Annotated in this window: 14 protein-coding genes; 1 reads left to right on the top strand and 13 read right to left on the bottom strand. The window is 57.0% G+C overall.

Annotated elements, in window-relative coordinates:
- Positions 1-87: 87 nt before the first annotated feature.
- Positions 88-1,548 carry an IS1182 family transposase gene (locus ACH2EM_RS04890; protein WP_395151005.1) on the top strand — a complete coding sequence of 487 codons (1,461 nt, stop codon included), beginning with the start codon at positions 88-90 and terminating at the stop codon, positions 1,546-1,548.
- A gap of 90 nt (positions 1,549-1,638) precedes the next feature.
- Here the strand turns inward: ACH2EM_RS04890 and ACH2EM_RS04885 are convergent, their stop codons facing one another.
- From ACH2EM_RS04885 to ACH2EM_RS04825, 13 genes are all read right to left on the bottom strand, one after another.
- Entirely contained in the window at positions 1,639-2,139 is a 501-nt protein-coding gene (locus ACH2EM_RS04885; protein ID WP_395151003.1) for a threonine/serine exporter family protein, read from the bottom strand.
- On the bottom strand, positions 2,136-2,906 hold the full coding sequence (locus tag ACH2EM_RS04880; RefSeq protein ID WP_395151002.1) for a threonine/serine exporter family protein: 771 nt from the start codon (positions 2,904-2,906) through the stop codon (positions 2,136-2,138). The genes ACH2EM_RS04885 and ACH2EM_RS04880 overlap by 4 nt, the downstream gene beginning before the upstream one ends.
- A 15-nt stretch (positions 2,907-2,921) precedes the next feature.
- Positions 2,922-3,686, bottom strand: a complete 765-nt coding sequence (locus ACH2EM_RS04875) for an acylneuraminate cytidylyltransferase family protein (protein ID WP_395151001.1) — start codon at positions 3,684-3,686, stop codon at positions 2,922-2,924.
- A gap of 49 nt (positions 3,687-3,735) precedes the next feature.
- Positions 3,736-4,662: a Gfo/Idh/MocA family protein gene (locus ACH2EM_RS04870; RefSeq protein ID WP_395151000.1), complete on the bottom strand. Its 927-nt coding sequence runs from the start codon at positions 4,660-4,662 to the stop codon at positions 3,736-3,738.
- A 40-nt stretch (positions 4,663-4,702) separates the two neighbouring features.
- Positions 4,703-5,680: a Gfo/Idh/MocA family protein gene (locus ACH2EM_RS04865; protein WP_395150999.1), complete on the bottom strand. Its 978-nt coding sequence runs from the start codon at positions 5,678-5,680 to the stop codon at positions 4,703-4,705.
- Positions 5,677-6,882, bottom strand: a complete 1,206-nt coding sequence (neuC, locus tag ACH2EM_RS04860; protein WP_395150998.1) for a UDP-N-acetylglucosamine 2-epimerase — start codon at positions 6,880-6,882, stop codon at positions 5,677-5,679. Before neuC ends, ACH2EM_RS04865 begins: the two co-directional genes overlap by 4 nt.
- 15 nt (positions 6,883-6,897) lie before the next feature.
- On the bottom strand, positions 6,898-7,893 hold the full coding sequence (gene neuB / locus ACH2EM_RS04855) for an N-acetylneuraminate synthase (protein WP_395150997.1): 996 nt from the start codon (positions 7,891-7,893) through the stop codon (positions 6,898-6,900).
- 130 nt (positions 7,894-8,023) lie between these two features.
- Positions 8,024-9,070: a sugar phosphate nucleotidyltransferase gene (locus ACH2EM_RS04850; protein WP_395150996.1), complete on the bottom strand. Its 1,047-nt coding sequence runs from the start codon at positions 9,068-9,070 to the stop codon at positions 8,024-8,026.
- 33 nt (positions 9,071-9,103) lie between these two features.
- Complete coding sequence (locus tag ACH2EM_RS04845) at positions 9,104-10,264, bottom strand: LegC family aminotransferase (protein ID WP_395150995.1); 1,161 nt, start codon at positions 10,262-10,264, stop codon at positions 9,104-9,106.
- Positions 10,265-10,321: 57 nt separating this feature from the next.
- Positions 10,322-10,990 carry a hypothetical protein gene (locus ACH2EM_RS04840; RefSeq protein ID WP_395150994.1) on the bottom strand — a complete coding sequence of 223 codons (669 nt, stop codon included), beginning with the start codon at positions 10,988-10,990 and terminating at the stop codon, positions 10,322-10,324.
- Entirely contained in the window at positions 10,987-13,008 is a 2,022-nt protein-coding gene (locus ACH2EM_RS04835; protein WP_395150993.1) for a hypothetical protein, read from the bottom strand. Before ACH2EM_RS04835 ends, ACH2EM_RS04840 begins: the two co-directional genes overlap by 4 nt.
- A 5-nt stretch (positions 13,009-13,013) precedes the next feature.
- The gene (locus ACH2EM_RS04830; protein WP_395150992.1) at positions 13,014-13,628 is read right to left on the bottom strand and encodes a hypothetical protein; all 615 of its coding nucleotides are present in this window, start codon (positions 13,626-13,628) and stop codon (positions 13,014-13,016) included.
- Positions 13,625-15,616, bottom strand: coding sequence for a hypothetical protein (locus tag ACH2EM_RS04825; RefSeq protein WP_395150991.1), 1,992 nt, complete (start codon positions 15,614-15,616; stop codon positions 13,625-13,627). Before ACH2EM_RS04825 ends, ACH2EM_RS04830 begins: the two co-directional genes overlap by 4 nt.
- Between the last annotated feature and the right edge of the window lie 26 nt (positions 15,617-15,642).

The raw sequence follows: 15,642 nt of genomic DNA, 5'->3' as shown, positions 1-15,642 counted from the left end.
CTCAGCCTGTCGAAAAAGGTCGCCAAAAGGCGGCCTTTTTCTCGTATCATGGAAGAAAATGGGGTATAATGGTGTAGGGTGATAAAAATGCTGGTAAAGAACACAGAAAATCGAGGACAGCTGGAATTTGTAAGTTTGGAAAACATGGTACCACAGGACCACTTGCTGCGGAAGATTGATGCAGCAATCGATTTCAAGAAGATATACGAATTTGTAGAAGATTTGTACTGCGAGGACAACGGCAGACCAAGCGTTGACCCGGTGGTGCTGTTCAAGATTGTGCTCATTCAGCATATCTACGGAATTCCATCTCTTCGCCGAACCATGGAAGAAGTGAGTATGAACCTTGCATATCGGTGGTTTATTGGCTATCCGCTGAACGAAGCAGTGCCGCATTTCTCCACAGTGAGTTACAACTTCAAACACCGATTCAACCACGCCACGGTGGAGTATGTGTTCCGGTGGGTGCTGAAAGCTGCGGCAGAAGAAGGATATCTGGACACGGACGCAATTTTTGTGGATGGAACACATATTAAGGCAAGTGCCAATCTGAAAAAGCAAGCCAAAAAGGCGGTTCCCAAACAGGCAAAGCGGTATGCAAAAGAGCTGTTCGATGAGGTGAACAAAGACCGGGAAGAACACGGGAAAAAGCCTTTTAAAGATGACAGTGACAAAAAGCCGCCCCAAGAAAAGGAAACAGTAGTGTCCACCACCGACCCGGAAAGCGGCGTATTTCACAAGGGGGAACACAAAAAATGCTTTGCCTACGAAGCACACACCGCTTGCGACAAGCACAATTTCGTCCTCGGTGTGCATGTTACTCCCGGCAACATCCACGACAGCGTAGCGTTTGACCCTTTGTACGATGAACTGTGCAAAAACTACCCCGAACACAAAACTGTGGTGGCAGACAGCGCCTACAAAACGCCCTGGATTTGCAAGAGAATTTTCGAGAGCGGCCGTGTTCTTTCCACCTGCTATACCCGGCCCAAGACCAAAGACAACGGCCACCCCTGGTGGGCGTATGTGTATGACGAATACTTTGACGATGTGATTTGCCCGGAGTACCGTGTGCTGCATTATTCCACCACAACACGGGACGGCTACCGGGAATACAAGAGCCGGGCCTATCTTTGCAAGACCTGTCCCACCAGAGGGATGTGCACCGAAAATGCCAAGTGCGAAAAAACAGTCTTGCGACACATTTGGCAGAACTATGTGGGGATGGCAGAGCATGTCCGGCACATGGCGGTATACAAAGAGCTGTACCGGCTACGAAAAGAGAAAATTGAGCGTGTATTTGCCGATGCGAAGGAAAAGCACGGTATGCGTTACACGCAGTACAGAGGCTTGGCTCAGGTGACAAACTGGGTGAAGCTTAAATTTGCTGCCATGAATTTGAAAAAACTGGCCATCTGGAAATGGAGTGACCGCCATCCGGTACCGGATGGCGGCAAACGGTCCAGATTGCGCGAAAATACGCCCAACATTTCGCTGCTTTTTCCATCTTCCTTCTTGTTTACAAACCAAAAACCTGCTCTGGTCTGATTGCCAAAGCAGGTTTTTCTACAAGCTGAGGTACAGACCTTTCGGTCTGTACCTTTTTGCTTTTATTCGGGCCATCGTTGCCCGGATGGTTCAGTGCTCGGTGGAGGATTGCTCGGTGCATTGGTTTGGAGCCTGGCTGCCGGGCGCTTGCAGCAGAATGTGCTCTCTGCGCTGCAAAGGCACACTCACCACCACCGCAATGCCCATGGCCAGGGCCACGGCAATTTTAAGGGTTTCGGTGCCTTTGGCTGCAAACTGGGCGGTATCCCCCGTGATAAAGGCATAGGCGGTGTAGTAGATGCCTGCACCGGGCACCAGGGGAAAGATGCCGGGAATTAAAAACAGGGTTACCGGCGCACGGCGCAGCACCGAAAGCACACGGGTAAGCAAAGTAAGCGGAATAACCGCCACCAGGCTTGCCAGCACCGCACTGGGCTGGGCCTGCATCATCATCCAGTAGGCAAGCCACCCCACTGTGCCTGCCGCACCGCACCAGGCCAGATGGCGGTGGGGAACATGGAACAGCAAGCCAAAACAGACGGTGCCCACAAAGGCCGGCACCAGCTGTTCCAACAGATGCATCAACATCATAGCACCACCCCCGGAATTAGATTGGCAAGACCGATAACCAGACCCACCCCACAGGCAATGCAGCCTGCGGTAAGCAAAGCGTCCAGCATACGGATGGTGCCGGACAGAAAGTCCGCCATAATCAAATCCCGTACTCCCAGGGTGAGGGCCATGCCCGGCACCAGAGGCATCAGGGCACCGATGATGGATTTATCCATATTTTGGCCAAAGGGCGGGATAAACAGCAGCATGGTGACCAGTGCCACAAAAGCGGCCCCCACAAAACGGTTCACCAGCTTGTTTAGCTGCCAGCGGTTCATTAAAAGCAGCAGCATTTGCAGCGCAAGGCCCACCACAAGGGCCACCACGCCATCCTGCCAAACCCCGCCAAACAAAATGGCAAAACAGGCACTGCCCAAACCGCAGCTCAAAATCTGCTGGGCTGTTGGGGCATAGTCCATGTTGCGGATGCGCTCCAGCTCCTGCCAGGCCTGCTCCAGATTTGCTTCGCCCCGGGCAATCCGCCGGGACAGGGCGTTGATGGCCTCCACCCGGCCCAGGTGCACCTCCGCTGCGGGCACACTGCGAATCTGGGCTGGCTGGCCGTAATCGGTTCCCATACTGGCAAAAATGCCGTTGGTGAGTACATAGCCATGAAAACTGTCCACCCCAAAGCTTTTGGCCATAATTTCCATGGTTTGTTGGGTGCGGCTCACCTCCGCCCCGTTTTTTAACAGCAGCTGACCTGCCTCGGTCACAAATTCCAGCACATTTTGCCGGTCGTTCATGCAGATTGCTCCCCCTTATGTACGGATGCTGTTGCGCACCTGAGCAAACTCAGGCCGAACTTCAAACAAATGCCGGGCAATGACCTCCATCAGCAAAAAGTCCTCCTCGCTGTCGATGTCCAAAATGCCGGTATCCATCATCTTGCTGGCACCAATGCGCCCTTCCCACAAAATCCCGGTGGTGTTCTGCTGCAAAAACTGCCGCTCAAACACATAGATGCTGGCGTTCAAATCGTAAAACACCGGGGCCTGCTGGCGGGCGGTGTACACGGCTCCGTCCATGCCCTTTTCCACATGGTCGCCGCAGTCCCGCACCATGTTAAAGCAGGGGTTCCGGCGGGACTCGGTCACGCTGAACACCAAATCCAAATCCGGCCGCTGCTCCTTGAGGGCAAAGGCGTTGCCCACATCCTGTGCGGTGCGCAGGGGGCTGGTGATGTCCAAGTCCATTACATAGTCATACTGGCAGTTCCTACGTTCTTCCATCCGGCGCAGGCAGTCCTGAAACACGGCCATTTTGGGCACGGTATCCCCTGCCAGCTGGGCGCTGCGGGGCAAAAATTCCACTTCCGGGTAGGTACCGGTTACCAGCTGGGCTAGCTCCTGGCTGTCGGTGTTCAGGCAGATGTCCACCTGCACATCCGGGCGGGACTGGGCAAACAGGCTGGCAGCGGCCAGGGTGTAGTGCACCAGGGGTTTTTCGCAGAAGGTTTTCAGGTTTTTGTTCTTGAATCCCTTGCTGCCGGCTCGTCCACAAACGGTGATGAGCAGTTTTTTCACAGTGATTCTCTCCTTTGGCTGCGCTTGCTTTGCGCTTGGAATAACAGGGTTACAGCTGGCCCAGGGTCAGCCTCAGTACATCCAGAGCCATGGCGGGGCTGTTCAGGCTTTCGCCCTGCTGCTCCAGCGCATAGTCCAAAAAGTACTCCATCTCCCGCATATACCGGTCGTTCACCGGCTCCTCGTAATGCTGTACCACGCCATTGGGCAGGGTGATGGTGCCCTGGCCAAAGTCCGCCACCACGCTGCCTTCCTTGCACATCAGCTCGATGCTGCGCCGGTAGGTACGGCCAAAGTAGTCCAGATGCACCTCTGCCAGCATATGGGGATAGCGGGCAATATAAACGGACAAATCATCCGAATCAATTTCCAGATGGGAGTAGGTACCCTTAAAATTGTAGCATTCACGAGGTTTGCCGAACAAATCCACCAGATAATCCCACTCGTGAATCAGGTCAATGGTAACGCCGCCCCCCATGGCTTTGTGGGCGGAGTACACCGTGCGGTAATCCACACCGGGCCGCCAGTCCGGCAGGTAGGAGGAGCAGATGACCCGCACCGAATAGGGCTTGAGGGTGGGCATCATCTTTTTGAGGGCCAGATACACCCCGCACCACCGCATGGGAGCGGCCACATACGCCTTTTGAGTATCCAGACCCAAATCCGCCAGGTCGTAGTGGGTGGAATCAAAAATAGGCTTTTCGATAAACAGGGTATCCACCTTGCCGCACAGTTCCGCCAAGGTCCCTGCATGGAGATGGGTAGGGTTGGTGATAAAGGCCACATCGTACCGGCCCAGCTGCTCAAAGTCGATGTACTGCTTGTGGATAATGCCTGCCAGCTCCTGGGGCAGAGGCCGCAGGCTGGAGCGGAGTGCGTCCACCTGCAGGGAGATGCCCCGCCGGGAGGCAATGTGGATGAGGTTGCTTAAATGCCGTTTGCCAATGGAACCAAGTCCTACAAATAATACTTTCATAATGGGTTCCTCCTGGGCCGGGCTTACCCGGCAGTTTTGATTATGCCTGTTCGATGGCCTCAATCAGGCGGATGGTTTGCTCGTCCTGGGCAAAGCTGTACCGGGGCTGCTGGGTGCCTTCCAGCACACCCAAAAAGTTGGCCAGTTCGTCCACATAGGCATTTTCCACAATGTTGTCACTGTAGCGGGGGTCCTGCTCCACCGACTGATAGGTGTTTACCGGCAGTTTTTGGCCTTTTTCGTGGTCAAAGGTATACAGGCTTTTGGGGTTGCCCTCCCAAAACAGGTGCAGCCCCTCGCCAAAGCATTCAAAGTTGCGCACTGCTTTGGGGCTTACCACATCCACCGCCAGCATGCCCTTGGTGCCGTTGGCATGGCGCAGGGTTACAAAGTAGCTGTCCGGGTAGTCGATTTCCAGCTTGCTGATTTTATCCTTTTCCACATGGATGCGCTCCACCGGGCCAAAGGTATCCAGCAGCCAGGGCAGGTCGATGCCAAAAATCTCCCGCACGCCGCCGGTGCGCTTATCCGCCACAAAAAAGTTTTTGTAGCTTTCCCAGGGGTGCCAGTCCGGCAGGTACTGGCCGATATGATAGATGTAATTCACAGGGCCTTCAAACTGCTGCACCTGCTGCTTAATGTACTGGGTCTCCCCCCGGTAAAGCATGGTGGAGGACAAAAACAGGGGCAGGCCCTTTTGCTGGGCTTTGCGCTGGTTTTCCTCGTAGCCATCGTTCACCAGATTCAGCTCGGTGAACACGGGCAGTCCCCCATCCAGCAGCTGGCCAATGATGGCCGCATGGGTGATGGGAGCGGTGCACACCAGCGCACCGTCAAACCGGTCTGCTGCCAAAGCCTGGGGAATGCTTTCGTAGACGGTGTACCCCAGCTGCTGGCCTTCCTCCCGGCGCTGGGGGCTGCTGTCCACTCCGCTGATGGCAATGGAAGCATCCATTCCTTTCAGCAGCCGGGCACGGCGTTTGCCCATGCTGCCCAAACCCACAATCAACAATTTCATAGAGTTTCCTCCTTTGCGGTGCAAAATGGTCCATCGTAAAACACCTTGGGTACATTGTAATCCGGCTCATCCAGCCAGTCTGCAAGAATCTGCACCATGCGCTGGCTGGTATTTCCCCCATTGTAGGGGCTTTGGGTGCGGCGGGCCTGGGCCTCAAATTCTGGGCTGAGGGCCTGTTCCAGCGCCTTCTGGATGGCCTGGCTTTCGGCCGGGCAGCACACCACATTGGCGCAGAGAATACGCCCTGCCTGCCGCTGGCCAATGTTCACCGCAGGTACGCCAAAGGTGGGGGTCTCCACCACGCCGGAGGAGGAGTTGCCCACCACCACCGACGCATACTGCATGGCGGAAAGATACCGCTTAACCCCCAGGCTGGTAACGGTAAGCACCTGACCCTGTCTCTGGGCGGCCCACTCGTCCAGACGCTGGTTGATGGCAAGGCCGCCAGCATCGGCGTTGGACTTGGTTACCAGCCAGCGGATGGGCTGGCGGCTGCCGATTGCATCCAGTGCCAGCAGCAGCTGGTCCACCTGGCAGAGAGGATCGGCATCGCCGGCAGTTTCCGGGTGAAAGGTCACCAGACCAAAGGGGCCGGAAAGATCCATCCCCACACTTTCGCTCAGCTGGCTGCGGGTGAGTTTTTCCATGGTGCGGATGTTTTCATCCCCCAATCCCCCCACATTCCACACCCGGCCAGGCTGTTCTCCCATGCGCACAAGGCGCTGGGCGTATTCCTGGCAGCTGGGAAAATGCAGATGGGCCATCTTGGTGATGCAGTGGCGGTAATAGTCATCCGCTGCGCCCAGGGTTACATCCCCGCCGCTGATGTGGGCAATGGGTACGCCGGTCATAGCTGCGGCCTGGGCTGCGGCAAAAATTTCGTACCGGTCGCCCAGCACCAGCACCGCTTTGGGCTTGTGCTCCCAAAACCAGGTGCTGAACTGCTGGATGGTATAGGCCACCGTCTGGGCTGTGGCCAGCGGGCCCTGCCCAAACTTTAAAATGGGAATACGGGCCGCAATGGGCATGCCGTCCCCCTCAATTTCCTCCACGGTGCTGCCGTACTCCGCAGCCAGATGGGCGCCGGTTACCAGCAGCCGCAGGTCAAACCGGGGGCTTGCCTGCAATTTTTGCAGCACCGGCCGCAGCAGACCATATTCCGCCCGGGTACCGGTAATTACAGCCAGGGTATGCTGTTTCATGCAACTGCTCCTTTGTTACAGCTCAATGGCTTCGTCTTCTTCAAAGCTGCGCTTGGCCTTTTGGCCCAGCACCTGGTACCAGCGCATGGGGCTGATGCCGTCGCCAGGGCGTTTGGTGGTGAGGTTTTCCTCCGTAAACTCCTCTCCCTGCTGGATGGGCCGGGCTGCCACGATGCTTTTGCGGGCAATGGGCTTGTTTTTGGCCTCGCTGGCAGAAACCGCCTTGTGGCCGGTGCCCATGGCCTGTTCAATGTTGCGCACCGCCTGCACCATGGCCTTCAGCTCCTGGGGTTCCAGGCTGGCCTTATGGTCCGGGCCTTCCATGGTTTTATCCAAGGTAAAGTGCTTTTCAATCACCACTGCACCCAGGGCAGCGGCGGCCACATCGCACTCCCAGCCGGGGGTGTGGTCCGAAAGGCCTACCGGCAGGCCAAACTGCTCGCTCAGCTCCAGCATGGCCAGCAGGTTTGCATCCTGGTAGGGAGTGGGATACTCGGTATTGCAGTGGAGCACTGTTACCGCAGGGCAGCCGTTATCCTCCAGCACGCTGATGGCATCCTCAATTTCCGGCAGGGTGCTCATGCCGGTGGAAAGAATCACCGGCTTTTGGGTGCGGCCAATGGCTTCCAGATAGGGCAGGTTGGTGATTTCGCCGCTGGGGATTTTGAAATAGGGCAGATCCAGAGACTGCAAAAACTCCACGCTGGGCAGGTCGAAGGCGGCAGACAGATACTGAATACCAATGGAATCGCAATACTCTTTCAGTTCCCGGTGGGCCTCAAATCCAAAATGAATCCGGCGCACCATCTCCAGCTGGCTTTCCTGCTCGCCGGTTTCCCGCTTTTGGTACTCGGCCTTCTGTGCGGTTTTGGAGATGACCAGTTCCGGCACAGCGGTTTGGTATTTTACCACATCTGCACCGCACTCCTTGGCGGTGAGGGCCATCTGCTTGGCCAGCTCCAGGCTGCCGTTGTGGTTGACTCCGGCTTCTGCAATAATCAAAACACCCATGGGTTACACTCCATTTTTAATACTTTTTGTTGTTTTGTTGCTTATTTATACAAAATATCGGCTGTTTTCTCGCTAAAAGAGGATGCTTCGGCACAAATCCGGCTGTACCGCCGGGCCGGGGCCGGAATGGTTACTGCTCCTCCAAACGGCGGCGCATATTGTCCAGCTCCTCAATCTGGCCCATGTCCATCCAGCTTTGCTCGCTGATGGGGTAAACACCCACCCGCTCGCCCAGGGCCCGGTAGTGCTCGATGATGTCGGTAAAGCCCTGCTTTTTGCCGTCCTCCAGCTCCTCCACCACACGGGGCTCCACCACATATACGCCGGTATTGGTCAAAAAGCTCATTTCCGGTTTTTCCTTCATGGTTTGGATGGTGCCGTCCTGGTTGAGTTCAATCACCCCATAGGGCACCGTAAAATGCTTGACTGCGCACACCATGGTGATTACATTGCCCTGTGCTTTGTGGTAGGCGGCAATGTCCCCATAGTCTGCATCCAGCAGAATGTCACAGTTGGACAAAAAGAAGGTATTGTTCATCTGGCCTTTAAGCAGGCAAAGGCCGCCGCCGGTGCCCAGGGGCTCCTCCTCGTCCACATAGGAGACCTGGTAGTCCTTTTCCAGGTCTGCAAAGTAGCTTTTAATCATGCTTTTTTTGTAGTTGACCACCAGGCGGAAATCCCGGCAGCCAAACTTGCAAAAGCGGTGGATGATGTGTTCCAGAATGGGCATTTCCCCCACTGGAATCAGGGGCTTTGGCAGAATTTTGGTGTAGGGGTACAGCCGGGTACCCAGGCCGCCAGCCATAATGACCACCGGCAAATCTGCACAGCGGCTGCGGTCGATGTCCACCCCGCTGGCAAACAGCAAATCCACAATGCGGCCCTGGCTGTCTACCAAAGGCAGGGCGTCAATTCCCTTTTCCTCCATGCAGCGCCGTGCCTGGGACCGCTGGGCGGCAGGCAGGCTGATGGGCTGGTAGTTGGCTGCCTGGCAGATGGGGCCATCCAGCGCACCGCCCCGCAAGATGTATTTGCGGATGTCCCCATCGGTCACGGCAGCTTTCAGCTGGCCCTGGGGAGCAATGAACAGGATGCGCTGGCCGGTTTCGTCCAGCGTTTTCATGGTTTGCAGCACGCTTGTATCTTCGTCGATGAGCAGTTCCTCGATGCGCAGCATCGGCACTCGCCTCCCTTTTGGTGAATGTATGCCTTACAGGGCCAGCAATGCGTCAATCACGCGCTGGCAGTCCTCGTCGGTCAGGTTGGTGGAACAGGGAATGTTCACAATCTTGGCCCGGTAGTCCAGAGCCTTTTCGATGCCAAACACCTGGTTGCGGCCATAGTCGGCCTGTTCGTGGATGAGGGCCCACACCGGGCGGGTCTGAATTTTTTGGGCAGCAAGTGCTGCAATCACCTCATCCCGCTTGTGGCGCTCGTCCTCCAGATAGAGGGCAAAGAACCACTTGTTGGGCCGCACTCCCTGCTCCCGGAAGGGCAGAATCCGGTAGCCGTTCTTGCCGTTCAGGGCCTGGTAGTATTTGTTCCACAGTGCGTGCTTGCGGGCAATAAAGCCCTCAATCTGCTCCATCTGGGCCAACCCCAGGGCAGCCTGCAAGTTGGTAAGGCGGTAGTTGTAGCCCACTTCGTCGTGCAAAAACTGCAATTCATCGGTTTTGGCCTGGGTGGACAGGTGCTTTGCCCGCTCGGCCCACTGGGCATGGTTGCTTACCAGCATACCGCCGCTGCCGGTGGTAATCAGCTTGTTGCCGTTAAAGCTGTACACGCCCACATCGCCAATGGTGCCGGCATAGCGGCCTGCATAGAGGCCCTCGGTGTAATGGGTTCCCAGTGCCTCGGTGGCATCCTCAATCAAAATCAGGTTGTAGGTTTTGGCAAGTTCCATCAGTTCTTCCATGTGGGCCATGTTGCCAAATACATGCACCACCAGCATGGCCTTTACAGGGCAGCCGGTGGTTTTGTTCACCAGCTGCTGGCCCTCCATGCGGCATTCCTCCCGGCAAAAGCGCTCCACCGCTTTGGGGTCCATGCAGAGGGTATCATCACAGCCAATGAACACCGGTTCTGCTCCCACATAGCGAATGGGGTTAACCGCTGCAATAAAGGTGAGTGTGGGTGCAATTACCTCGTCATTCCGGCCAATGCCTGCGGTTACAAGGGCCAGGTGCAGGCCGCTGGTGCCGCTGTTGCAGGCCACTGCCCGGGGCATTTTTACATAGTCGGCAATTACTTCTTCAAAGCCGCCCACCTTGCTGCCGCCGGTGGATACCCACTCGCTGACCACTGCTTCGTTTACATATTCCTTTTCGTTGCCGCTGAAATTGGGCACCGACAGGGGGATGAAATTTGCCATTTTACATCAATCCTCTTTTCCAAGTATCCAAGTATCCGTAAACCATTGTGTGCCCGGTCAGGCCTGCTTGCCTGCCCGGTGTGCGGCGGCACGGCTGCGTACTTCGCAAACCGCCTGCCACAGCAGCGAAAGGGCACTGGCAGCAAGAGCAGGATAAACCAAAAAACCAAACAGGCCATACCAGCCCGGCACAAAATACTGCCACCAGGGCTGAGGCTGGTTAAACTCCAAGGCCAAAAACCGGATGTTTACCGGCTGGCCGCTCAAGGGGCTGCAGGGGTCCAGACGCAGGGCCTCAATGTGCCCATGGGGCAGGCGGAACAGATAGCTGCCGTCGTCCTGCGGGGAGGCGAACACCCGCTTATTTACCCCAAAGTCCTCGCCGGGTTTGGTGGTATAATACAGGCACATCTCCCGGGGGTCCCGGTCAAAGGAAGCATCCATCCGCAGGGTGAGTACCGTAATATCCCCGGTGTTCTGCCACAGCATCTGAGGGTCTTCGCTGGTTGTTTGATAGCTGCCGTCCGGCTGCAATTCCAAATCGGTGCATTCAAACTGGTGGGGCTCTAGGCTGTACTGATACAGCCTGCCACCCACACTGGCCAGAGCATCCGCTCCCAGCACCCAAAGGCTGCTTACCAGCCAAACAAGTGCTGCCGCTCCATAGCACAGGCTCAGCAGCACAGCAGGGGTGTGCCTGCACCATTGTTTCAACCATTGTTTCATCGGGGCACCTCCATGGCAACCGGCTGCCAGCCTTCCGGGGTTATTTCATACAAAAGGGTCTGGCCCTCCCATCCGGCAGAAAGGCCGTCGGCAAACAGGCTGCCGTAGCTTTGCAAAAACCGTTCATCCAGCCGGTTGATAAACAGGTAATCACAGCCGCTTTCCTCCACCAGCTGGGCAAATTCCTGGGCTGTGTAGGCGTGGTAGTACATACTTTCGTTGGAGGCATCCTCCGGACGCTGACCCGGCAACCCAAAGGTTCCCCCGCCGCCGCCGTACTGCTGGCCATCCTGGCTGGCGGTCCAGCCGCTGTAATCCAGAATGTTGGGGTACAGATAGCAATGGTAGGTGAACCAGTTCAGGCCATTGTCTCCCTGGCTTACAAAAAAGATGCGGCTGTCCGGCTGGACATGGCCCTGCACTGCCCTGGCCCGCTCCATGGCCTGCTGCTGGTCTGCATACACTGCGTCGGAAAAACCCAGCACGCTGAACTGGGGCAGCACCATGGTGTTCACCCGCAGCAGCATCAGCACAGCCAGCCCCAGCACCGCCCCATGGCTCAGCCAGTTCCAGCGGCCCTGGCGGGCAGTCCACACCAGCAGCGCTGCACCGGCAAAAAACCAGCCGATGTAGTAGGGGTACAGATAGCGGTTGTAGTCGGTAAGGGCCTGGGCCTGGAACGCCTTAAAAATAAAGCCATAGCTGAGGGCAAGCACATAGCTGTATGCCAGGTAGCCAAGGCTGCTTGCTGCCAGCCAGCAAGCCACCCGCAGTCGCTGCCAGCCTGTTTTGGCCAGCACCAGGGCAGCCCCAAACAGACACAGGATAAAGGCCACCGTTACAGCGCCGGAACCCAGCATGGATACATCCCATTCAAAAAAGACCTTCTGCATCCCTTGCAGGCTGTTCATAAACAGCTCCCGGCGGGCCTCATATTCTGCCGGAACCGGCTGGCCCAGCAGCATTTTGGTGCCATAGATGGCTGCGGAAAAGGGCGAAAGACTGGTGGCACCGCTGCCACCCTGGGCCACATTTTGCGCCACCAGCCAGCCAATGTACCTGCTCCAGGCCATATAGCTTGCCATGGGCGCTGCCATACACAGGGCCGAAAAGCCCAGCCGTTTGCCCCAGCCCTCTGCCCAGGGCTTTTGCTCCGGCACAAAAACAAAGGCATCCAGCGCAATCAAACCGGCAGCCACCAACGCAATGGGAAAGGTGTTATCCTTGATGTTTGCCATCAAAGCCAGCACCGGCAGCACCGCCCAAAGGGCTTTTGGCTGCTTTTGGCTGCGCATCGCCACCCAAAAGGCCAGCACACCGCCCATGAGCATACCAGCAGGAATATCTCCGTAGGCACTCAAGTACACCGTGCTGGGGTAGATGGTGCGGGCATAGGTGGTAAAAAACCAGGGCGCACACCAGCCCAGCACCGCCGCCGGAACGGCCAGCCGCCAGTTGGCACGCTCCACCGTGCCCACCAGGGCCGCAATGCAGGCAAACAGCAGCCAGTCGTAGGCCAGGTACACCTTGAAGGGTGCAAACTGGCCAAAAAACTGCACAAAGTAGCTGAGCAAAATCAAACCAGGGTTCTGGGTCACCTGCCAGGGCACACCGCTTTCACAAATGGTGTACAGGTGGCCGGTGGTGCTGGTCATCTGGGCAGCGGTGCCCCAAAAGCTGAATTCATCAAAATCGCTGAACATGGGCTGCCGGATGGAAAAATAAATTCCAAACAGCACCGCCAGGCTCCAAAATACCACCGAGCCCCAGCTAATCAGCTGGCGCAGCTGGCTGCGGCGGCGCACCATGGCCACGGCTCCAAGGCCCCAGCACAAAAGATAGCCCACCCAGCCGGCGGGCACCAGCACATCGGCAATGCCTGCCAGGGTAAACCAGATGCTCACACAGCCCAGTGCGGTGAGGGGGGCAAGGCCCGCAGGCACCTTGCCGTACAAAACCAATACGCTGCACAGGCACAGCAAGGCCGAGCCGCTTAAAAGTAAATCCAAATAGAGCACAAATATTACGCCTCCTTTCTGCTAAATTCAAACCAGGAAGCCAGCTGCCCTGCCGCCGCTGCCGCCACCAAGGGCAGCAATACCAGGGCCAGCAGCTGACCATTGGTTAAACGGAACGCCTCGTACCAGGGGGTAGAGGGGTTCAGCTCCAGACCATCGAACCGGGTGATAACACCGCCCCGGCTGTCTGGGTCAATGCGGATGGAGTCCACCAGCTGCCCGCCTAAATCAAACCGATACACCCCCGGCTCCACCTGCTGGCCGTACACCATCTGCCGGGCGGAGTAGTCACTCTGGCCGGGCTGGGTCCAATACAGCACCACTGCATCGCTGGGGGAACGGTGCTCCACCCGCAGCACCACCTGATTGAGGTAAAGGGACTTGCGGTAAATCAGCTGAGGGTCGCTGTCGGTGGATACATACCAGATGCCCGGCTGGGGCTGCTGCAATTCCACCAGACTTTTTTGTTGCAGCTGCTGCCATTCCACCTGGCTGGATACCGCCAGCCCCTTATGGCTGTACCAGGCCTGCCGGGCCAGCTGCCAGCCGCCCAGCACAAGCCAGATCAAAGCAGCCGCCAGATAGGCCACTACCAGCCAGTTGTGTTTGCGTTGTTTCATGGGGTCACCCCTTCCTGACGCACCAAGCGCACTGTGTCGCCTGTATACTCTACCCGCAGCAAAATCACCTGGTCGGTGCGCTGGTCGGGTAGGTCATTCACTCCAAAAGCGGGGCCAATCACCTGGGCAATATACTCGTCACTTTCATCCACCAGGATATAGTCATACCGCATATCCTGCAAAAAGCGTTTCAAATCTTCTGGGGTGCAAAGGGTGGAATAAGCGTACATCGACTGCTGGCTGTTGGGGTCCACCAGGTTCATGTGGGTGGTCATCCACCAGTCGGTTCCCTCCTCCAATTGAGGGCCATACCCATTGCCTGCAAAGCCCTTGGCCAGCGTAGCATTCAAATCAAAGCCATAGTAGTTCCAGCGGGTTACATCGTCCCCCTGGCTGATGAGCAGCACGGTGTCCTCCCAGTTCAGCAGGTCGTTCACCTGCTCCGCCCGGCTTTTTACATCATCCCGCACGGAATAAATGGTGTGGGGGTAGTTCCAAAAGCCGGCCAGGGGCATTCCCCGCCATACAAACAGGATACACAGCACCGCTGCCAGGCCCACCTGTACCAACCGGGCCTGGGGCTTTGCGGCCAGGGCCAGCTGCCCCAGCAGCATAAAGGCAACTCCCACATAGTAAGGCCCAATGTACCGGGCATAGTCCTTTAGCTGCAAAGCCTCCTCCGGCTGGAAGTTAAACACATACAAAAACAGGTGGAACACCAAAAACACCACCAGCCCCAGCAATGCACCCAGGCTCAAAACCACCGCCTGGCGATGCTGGGCGTGGCTGCTGCACAGCCAGATGCCCGCCAGCACCAGCGCCAGAAAGCCCAGTGCCAGAACACCGCCGCCCAGCAGGCAGATGGGGATATTAACGGGACTGCGAAGCATGGAGTTGCGAATCTGCACAAAATTTTCGGTGGCAGGCTCCAGCCCCACCAGCTGCATCACGCCGGACAGCATGGCACCGGCCAGACTGGTCTGCCCTTCGCCGCTGCCCACACTGGACTTATCCAGCCCGGCAGCCAGAGACACATAGCGGCTCCACCCCAGATAAAAAGCCCCCACCGGCAGCAGCATAACCACTGCATGGCCGCTGCACACCGCCACACGACGGCCCAAGGGCTGGCTGCCGCAGAACACACCGTCCAGCCAGCAAAGCATGGCCACAATGCAGCTGTAAGCCAGGCCCATGTCCTTAATAAGGGTCAAAAAAGCCAGCGTTACCGCCAAAACCGGCAGGCGGCAGGCCTTGCCTTCCAGGGCAAAGTACAGGCATACCGCCGCCCCAAACACCATACCCAGGGGCAAATCCCCCAGTACGGTAAGGTACACGGTGGAAAGCCCGCCGGCGTTGGGCACGCTGAAAAAGTAAGGCAGTAAAAAGGCGCTGGCGCACAAAAGCACCGTGCTTTGCCAGCGTTTGCTGCGCACACCGCCCACCACGGCAGCCACTGCCGCTGCCAGCATGGCATTGTAGGCAAAATAGGCGCCCCATTCAGAAAAACCGGGCACAAAAAACTCAAACAGATACACCACCAGCATCATGCCGGGCATGGCACTGCGTGCCAGCAGGTTGCCCTTTGCTGCCGGGTGCAGCACATCCTGTATACAGGTAAGCTTTGCAGCGGAACCCCAAAGGGTAAATTCATCGTTGTGGGCAAATTCCGGCTGGGTGGCAAAAAACAGCAGCAAAAAGCCGATGCTTACCCCCCAGAAGACCCACAAACCAGGCTGTGCCAGCTGGGGCAGCAGCTGCTTTTTGCGGCAAAGCACCAGCCATACGCCAGCGGCAGCAGCCCCCAGATAAAACAGCCAGCCGCCCACCGGCAGCAAGCCCACAAACCCCCACAGGCACAGCCAGACCACGCTGCCGCCAATCACCGGCATCAGCAAAAGCGGAACGGCACATTCCAGCAACAGCGCCAGCGCCGTGCTGAATACCGTTATACCGGCCAGACCAAGCAAGCCACTGAGTAATACCATCATGAAGGGTTCTCCTTTTTAAACCATAC

This window comes from uncultured Allofournierella sp. (genome assembly GCA_944382705.1).
GTDB lineage: Bacteria > Bacillota > Clostridia > Oscillospirales > Ruminococcaceae > Allofournierella.
Note: the sequence above shows the minus strand (reverse complement) of the source record. Positions and strands in the feature narration are given on the sequence as shown.

Bases quoted from the DNA above. Each gene is read 5' to 3' on its own strand.
- ACH2EM_RS04880 (WP_395151002.1), bottom strand. From the start codon at position 2,906: ATGAACGACCGGCAAAATGTGCTGGAATTTGTGACCGAGGCAGGTCAG.
- ACH2EM_RS04865 (WP_395150999.1), bottom strand. From the start codon at position 5,680: ATGAAATTGTTGATTGTGGGTTTGGGCAGCATGGGCAAACGCCGTGCC.
- neuC (WP_395150998.1), bottom strand. From the start codon at position 6,882: ATGAAACAGCATACCCTGGCTGTAATTACCGGTACCCGGGCGGAATAT.
- ACH2EM_RS04885 (WP_395151003.1), bottom strand. From the start codon at position 2,139: ATGATGTTGATGCATCTGTTGGAACAGCTGGTGCCGGCCTTTGTGGGC.
- neuB (WP_395150997.1), bottom strand. From the start codon at position 7,893: ATGGGTGTTTTGATTATTGCAGAAGCCGGAGTCAACCACAACGGCAGC.
- ACH2EM_RS04850 (WP_395150996.1), bottom strand. From the start codon at position 9,070: ATGCTGCGCATCGAGGAACTGCTCATCGACGAAGATACAAGCGTGCTG.
- ACH2EM_RS04845 (WP_395150995.1), bottom strand. From the start codon at position 10,264: ATGGCAAATTTCATCCCCCTGTCGGTGCCCAATTTCAGCGGCAACGAA.
- ACH2EM_RS04890 (WP_395151005.1), top strand. From the start codon at position 88: ATGCTGGTAAAGAACACAGAAAATCGAGGACAGCTGGAATTTGTAAGT.
- ACH2EM_RS04830 (WP_395150992.1), bottom strand. From the start codon at position 13,628: ATGAAACAACGCAAACACAACTGGCTGGTAGTGGCCTATCTGGCGGCT.
- ACH2EM_RS04840 (WP_395150994.1), bottom strand. From the start codon at position 10,990: ATGAAACAATGGTTGAAACAATGGTGCAGGCACACCCCTGCTGTGCTG.
- ACH2EM_RS04870 (WP_395151000.1), bottom strand. From the start codon at position 4,662: ATGAAAGTATTATTTGTAGGACTTGGTTCCATTGGCAAACGGCATTTA.
- ACH2EM_RS04825 (WP_395150991.1), bottom strand. From the start codon at position 15,616: ATGATGGTATTACTCAGTGGCTTGCTTGGTCTGGCCGGTATAACGGTA.